The sequence below is a fragment of the Paenibacillus kobensis NBRC 15729 genome (assembly GCF_004000825.1).
GTDB classification, from domain to species: Bacteria; Bacillota; Bacilli; order Paenibacillales; family Paenibacillaceae; genus Paenibacillus_T; species Paenibacillus_T kobensis.
In genome coordinates this window covers 1-5,915 of record NZ_BILZ01000113.1, presented here as the reverse complement: position 1 = coordinate 5,915, position 5,915 = coordinate 1, and the positions used below count along the sequence as shown (strand labels likewise).

The 5,915-nt window shown below is 61.9% G+C and carries 4 protein-coding genes; all 4 read left to right on the top strand.

Annotated features, from left to right (window positions below):
- Positions 1-369 (top strand): DUF6385 domain-containing protein (locus PKO01S_RS28095; RefSeq protein ID WP_246070770.1); only part of this gene is annotated, 369 nt, incomplete at its 5' end.
- 18 nt (positions 370-387) lie between these two features.
- Complete coding sequence (locus PKO01S_RS28090; RefSeq protein ID WP_127534745.1) at positions 388-2,490, top strand: glycosyltransferase family 2 protein; 2,103 nt, start codon at positions 388-390, stop codon at positions 2,488-2,490.
- A complete protein-coding gene (locus PKO01S_RS28085) occupies positions 2,441-4,408 on the top strand; it encodes a tetratricopeptide repeat-containing glycosyltransferase family 2 protein (protein ID WP_164779824.1) in 1,968 nt (655 codons plus the stop codon). Before PKO01S_RS28090 ends, PKO01S_RS28085 begins: the two co-directional genes overlap by 50 nt.
- A gap of 5 nt (positions 4,409-4,413) precedes the next feature.
- Positions 4,414-5,915: tetratricopeptide repeat-containing glycosyltransferase family 2 protein (locus tag PKO01S_RS28080; protein WP_164779823.1), on the top strand; the 1,502-nt coding region annotated here is incomplete at its 3' end.

Genomic DNA, 5,915 nt, shown 5'->3' with positions numbered 1-5,915 from the left:
ACGGCAGGAACGCTGAGCAGCGTCACGTCGATCTCGCAAAAAAGCTTCGCGGAAATCAGCAACCTCGGCGTTGCGACAGCGAATGTTTTTACGGCGCTGCCGACGGTCACGACCAGCGTGTTCGGCACGTACTCGTTCTTCGTCTATAACACTGGACCTGGGGTGAACCGGGCGGATGCGCGTGTCGAGATCAGTGCCAATGGATCGAACTGGTATGCCGATACGACGACGACGACAGGAATTGCGGTCGGATCGGTTGACGTGCTTGTGCCGCAGCGGTTTTTGAAATATACGAGGCTCGCCTACCGGTCCAGCTTGACGGGCAACCCGACGACGCTGGATGTCTACTTCAACGGTCAAGGAACTTGATAGCGAAAGGGTGAGAGCATGCTGCTCGGCGTCCATCTGATCGTGCGGGATGAAGCTTCCTCTCTGGCAGGTTGTCTGGACAGTATAGGCGATTGGGCGGATGAACTGGTAATCGTCGATACGGGCTCGCTTGACGAAACGAGGCAAATGGCGTTATCTCACGGGGCCCGCGTCTTGGAGACGGCATGGGCTGACGATTTCGCAGCTGCGCGCAATACCGGGATTGGACAAGCGCGGACATTGTGGGTGCTCGTCATGGATGCCGATGAACGGCTCGCTGAAGGAACGGATATGTCTGTACTTCGAGACATGCTGCTGTCTTCCCGGCAGGATGCCTATCGGGTCGTCATCGAGAGCACGATCGGAGGCCGCACCGGACAGACGCTTCGTCATGAAGCGGTAAGGCTGTTCCGCGCTGACCGGGGAATTCGTTATGCGGGAGCGATTCACGAGCAATTGGTACTGGCTGCGGCGGACGGGGAGCTGCGGGACGTAGACGGCCCGTTATCCGGCCTACGGTTCACGCATCTCGGCTATGAGCCGGATCAGCTCGCGCGCAAGCGGACAGCCGAACGTAATGGCCGCATTCTTGCGCGGCTTGTTGCGGAGCAGCCGGACAACTCTTTCTATTGGTATCACATGGGCGTTACGTTATGCCAACAATCGAAAGCGGCGGAAGCATCCGCCGCTTTCGCGCGGGCTAGGCGGCTGGTGCCGCCGGATGCCCCGTTCCGTCCTGCGCTCATGCTGGACAGCGCGCGGGCGCTAGCAGCGGCAGACGAAGACGAGCAGGCAATGAAGCTGCTAGCCGGCGAGACGGAACGTTACGGCGATTATCCCGATCTGCTTCTGTTATACGGGAGGCTGCTGGAGCGGCACGGCGAATGGCTGGAGGCGAAATCGGCGTACCGGGCGGCAGCGGACGCGGGAGAGAAGGGTACGGGGGCGTACATGACAGAGGCGGGAGCAGGAACCTATCAGGCGCGGACTGCCCTCGCCGGCTTGGAGCGGCGGACAGGAAACCGTCAACTCGCGGCGCAGCTGTATGAGCAGGCTTTGTCGGAGCGGCCTGGCTGGCCGGAAGCGCTGGCGGGCATGGCTGAGCTGCTGCATGAGCTGGGAGGAACGGACGGCGATATTGCGCAGAAGCTGCTCCGTTATGCCGGGGCGGACACTTTGCCGGAGACGGACGGGGGGCGATATGCCCGCATTGCGGCAATTGCAGCCGCTTTGACCGGAATCGGCGCTTACTCGTCTGCGATTCCGCTATGGCGGGATAGAACGGCATCGGGCGGCGTTGCTGCAGACGGACTGCTGGCGGAGTATCCGGAATGGCTTGTGCCTTTCGCCGCTTGCCTAATTCGAACGGGGCAATATACGGAAGCGGGCGCGATGCTCCACCGGCAAGGGGAGACGAACGGCCTATTGGCTCAGGAGGCGGCGATGGATTGGGCTTTATGCCGCTGGATGGAAGGGCAAAGGTTGCCGGAGGAAGCCGATTATTGGCTGGATGCGCATGCCCTGCAACTGTGCAGAGCGGCGGAGCGGCGTTTGCTCGGACACAGCGACGGGGAAGAGCTGGCCGACATTGGGCATGGTCAAGGCGGAGCCTTGTGGGAGATGATCGATCGGGCCGTGTCGCACGGGCTGCTTCGGTTAGCGGTTCGTTTGTCTCGGCGAAGCGTGGACGATTTCGCGGTGGCGCTTCACCGTCACGGCTATACGGCGGCGGCAGCCGACCAACTGTTGAGACTGATGGGCACAGGAGAGCTGACGGCTTCCGGTTTATGCGCACTTGGAGAAATGTTATATGACCGTCAGTTATACAATGAGTCGCTTTCCTTGTATGAGCGGGCCTCGCTGTATGAGCCGGGGGATGTGCGGGCGAGGCTGGGCGCGGCGGCTGCGAGCTTGCGGCTTGCTTCGCAAGCGCTGCAGGAACGGGAGCAAGACCGTGACTCCGCGGCGTGGATGGCTGAAGACCGGAAGCGGCTTGAACGGGCTGCGCTTCGGCTCGAAGGTCTGGGTTGGCGGACGAACCGGAGCGGAGCGCAAAGGAGGCGGATGCGCAGTGGCGGAGCGGCGGAAGCTGATTTCCTTATGTATGATCGTCAAGAATGAAGAACGGAATATTGTCCGTTGCTTGCGCAGCGCCGAAGGGGCTGTCGACGAGATGATCGTCGTCGATACCGGCTCGTCGGACGGAACGGCGGCTGTTGCCCGCGAGTGCGGAGCGCGTGTCATTGAGGCGGCTTGGACGGGGGATTTTGCGGCTGCACGCAATATCGGCGTGAAGGAAGCGTCGGGCGAATGGATTCTCATTCTGGATGCGGATGAGGAACTCGCTGCGGGAGCTGCAGCGGAGCTGCGTCCGCTCGCGGCGCATACTCCGGCTTCCGGCATTCTGCTGCCGATATGGAACATGCTCGGCGGAGAAGACGACGGGGCGACGATTAATCCAGTGCTGCGTATGTTCCGCAACGATCCGCTTCACCGGTTCGAGGGGCGGATTCACGAACAAATCGCCGTCTCCATCATGCGGGCGAATCCAACGGCGCAGCTCTGTCTAGGCGAGACGGTTATCCGCCATTACGGGTACCGGCCGTCCGTCGTAGCGGAGAAGGATAAAATGCGCCGCAATACCGAGCTGCTGCTCCGCTCGATCGAGGAGGAGCCGGACAATCCGTTTCACCGGTACAATCTTGGCGTTGAGCATCTTCGCGCGGGACAGTCCGCCGCCGCGCTCGATTCGTTCCGCGAAGCGAAGAAGGCGGATGGATTTGCTAAGCTCAGCTATGCACATCTTGTCTATAAATATGAGGTCCGCAGCCTTCAGTCGCTAAGGAGGTGGCAGGAGGCTGTACTCGCTGCGGAGGAGGGGATTCGTCTGTTCGGTGATTACGCCGACTTATGGCATACGCTCGCCGAATCGTTAGCGAGGTCGGGCAAGCTTCGCCGGGCGGCAAGCGCTGCTGCAGCAGCGATCCGGCTCGGAAGACCGCAAGGCGTCTATCACACAGAAGACGGAATGGGCTCGCATCAAACGGCCTTCTTGCTCGGCGTCATCTACGAATGGAACGGATCGATCGATGCAGCGGCTCACTGGTACATCGAGTCGGTGAGCATGAAGCCAAGTCTGCTTCCGCCTTTGCTGCGGCTGTGCCGCATGATGCGGGTATGCGGGCGCTCCGGCGAATTGCCGGCTCTACTGGCAAGAAGATTCACTGCTGTGAAGGAAGAAGCGGGCTTGAAAATAGCAGCTGTTTTGCTGGACAGCGGCTGTTACGCGGAGGCCGTCCGCTGGCTGCGCCAAAGAGCGGCGGAGCCGGCATGGGGAGCGGCTTCGGCGGCCTGGCTCGGATTGGCGGAGGCAGAATGCGCCGCTGCCGAAGGGCGGTTCGCTGTTGCCCTTAGATGGGTGGAGCGCGGCTTGGAGCAGGCAGCAGGCGAAGGTAAGGGTAAGGGCAAAGGCGAAGGCGAAGGCGGCTGCGATCGTGGTAATGACAGAGACAGCGGCAGTCATAAGGGCGGGGCCCAGTGCGGTGATGGCGAAGCAGGCGATAAAAGAGCAGGCAGAGAATGCGTCGAAGAAGGGCCTTATTCGGCAAGCGTTGCTCGCAGGCGAATGCGGGATCTGCAAGCGGCTCTGTCATACGTTGAAGCCGGAGGCGGGGAAGAACATCCGCTCGGGGGCAACCTAGGCGGGCAGGAGTTGCTTGCTGGTGTTAGCAGCGAAAGGCTGGAACGGACGGAGCCGGCTTGCGGCCTCCTGGCTGTTGCGGAAGGAGCTGCCGTTGCCATTCCGCCAGATGAAGACGGCTTCGTATTGGAGAGAGTCGTGCAGGCGGCGCTACGCGGCATCGCGGATGGAGGCGACGAAGCGGCGCGCGGAGGCATTGCCGCATTGACGGTCTATGCCGACAGCCGGCTGCGCTTAGCCGAATCGCTGTTAGACAATCGGCATGGTTCCCCAAAGACGGCGCATGGCGTCGTGCGGTCGGCTCGCCTAATTCTTGCAGGCTGCGAGAGGGGAGAGTAGTGCCGATGGAGCGGGATCGGAGGCCTTGTGTATCGCTCTGTATGATTGTGCGGGATGAGGAAGCGTTCATCGAAGACTGTATTCGTTCGGCGATGCCCTACGTATCGGAGATCATCGTATGCGACACGGGCTCGCAGGACCGCACGCCCGAAATTGCGGAGGGGCTCGGCGCACAGGTCGTGCGGACGGAGTGGAACGATCATTTTGCCGAGGCGCGTAATCTTTCCATTGCACGGGCCAGCCAGCCGTGGATTCTTGTGCTTGATGCGGATGAAAGGCTGGAGCCGGTAAAAGAGGCGAAGTGGAGCGGCCTGCTCGCTGCGGAGGAACACGCGGGTTACTGCGTCCGGCTGGTCAGCCAGCTTGCGCGAGCCGGGGAAGATGGGGATGAGACGTCGGTCACCGACGCCGTATGCCGACTGTTCCGCAACGATCCGCGCATTCGGTTCGAGGGCATCATTCATGAGGAATGTGCAACAGCGGTTGCGGCGGTTCAAGGCTTTGCGCCTGCTATTGTACCGGTAACGGTTCGGCATGAGGGGTATCGGGCGAATGTGATTGAGCAGCGGCGGAAGCCGGAGCGCAACATGCGGCTGTTGACGAAGGCGCTGGAGAAGGAACCGGCTCATGCGGTGCTGCGCTATGCGGCGGGGACGGAAATGCTGGGTGCAGGCAGGTGGCTGGATGCTGTGCACTGGCTTATGCCGCTGACAGAGCAGTTGGATGACCAATATGGTTTTGAGTCGGACATCCGGCTGAAGCTGTCGCATGCGCTAAGAATGGCGGGGTGTCTGGACGAAGCGGCAGAGCAGGCGCTGGCGGGCATCCGGCGTTATCCGGATTTCGCCGATTTGTATGATGCACTGGCAGAGGTGCGGATGGAGCAAGACGACGCTGCAGCGGCGCTGGCTACCTATGAGCAATCGATCGCAGCGGGTGAGGCGGCGCCGTACTATTCCTCTGTGGAAGGCGCGGGCAGCTACCGCTCGATGTGCGGGGCAGGAGCCGCATGCGAACGGCTGTACCGATGGCGCGAAGCGGCGGCTTACTATGCGCAGGCGCTGCAGGCGCGACCCGGACTGGAACGGGCATGGACGCGGCTTGGGCTGCTGATGCAAGGCGACTCATCAATTGAACCGGTCGTTACGGAAGCGCTTGAACGGCTGGTGGAGGCATCGGTTACGTCAGTTAAGGATGAAGCGGCATTGCGTCGCAGGCAGCAATGGGCGGCGGAGCTGCTGCTGCAGCTAGGTTGTGATTCCGCAGGGAGGCTGCACCATGCGTTGTCCCGCTTAGCCGCCGCTGCGGGAATGCCGCTTGAGGAAGCGGAAGACCAGCGCAACCGTAAGGTGGACGATTGGCTGGCCGCCGCCCGCGGTGACGGTGCGCCGCTTCCATCAGCCTTGGCATTCGCTGCGCTGCTGCGCAAGGCAAGGGCTGCGGCGCCAGCAGCAAGGCAACTGCGGCTGGTGGCCGGCAAGCCGTTCGAGCGGGAGCTGGCGGAGGC

Excerpts from the sequence above, each read along its gene's own strand:
- PKO01S_RS28090 (WP_127534745.1), top strand. The coding sequence starts at position 388 with ATGCTGCTCGGCGTCCATCTGATCGTGCGGGATGAAGCTTCCTCTCTG.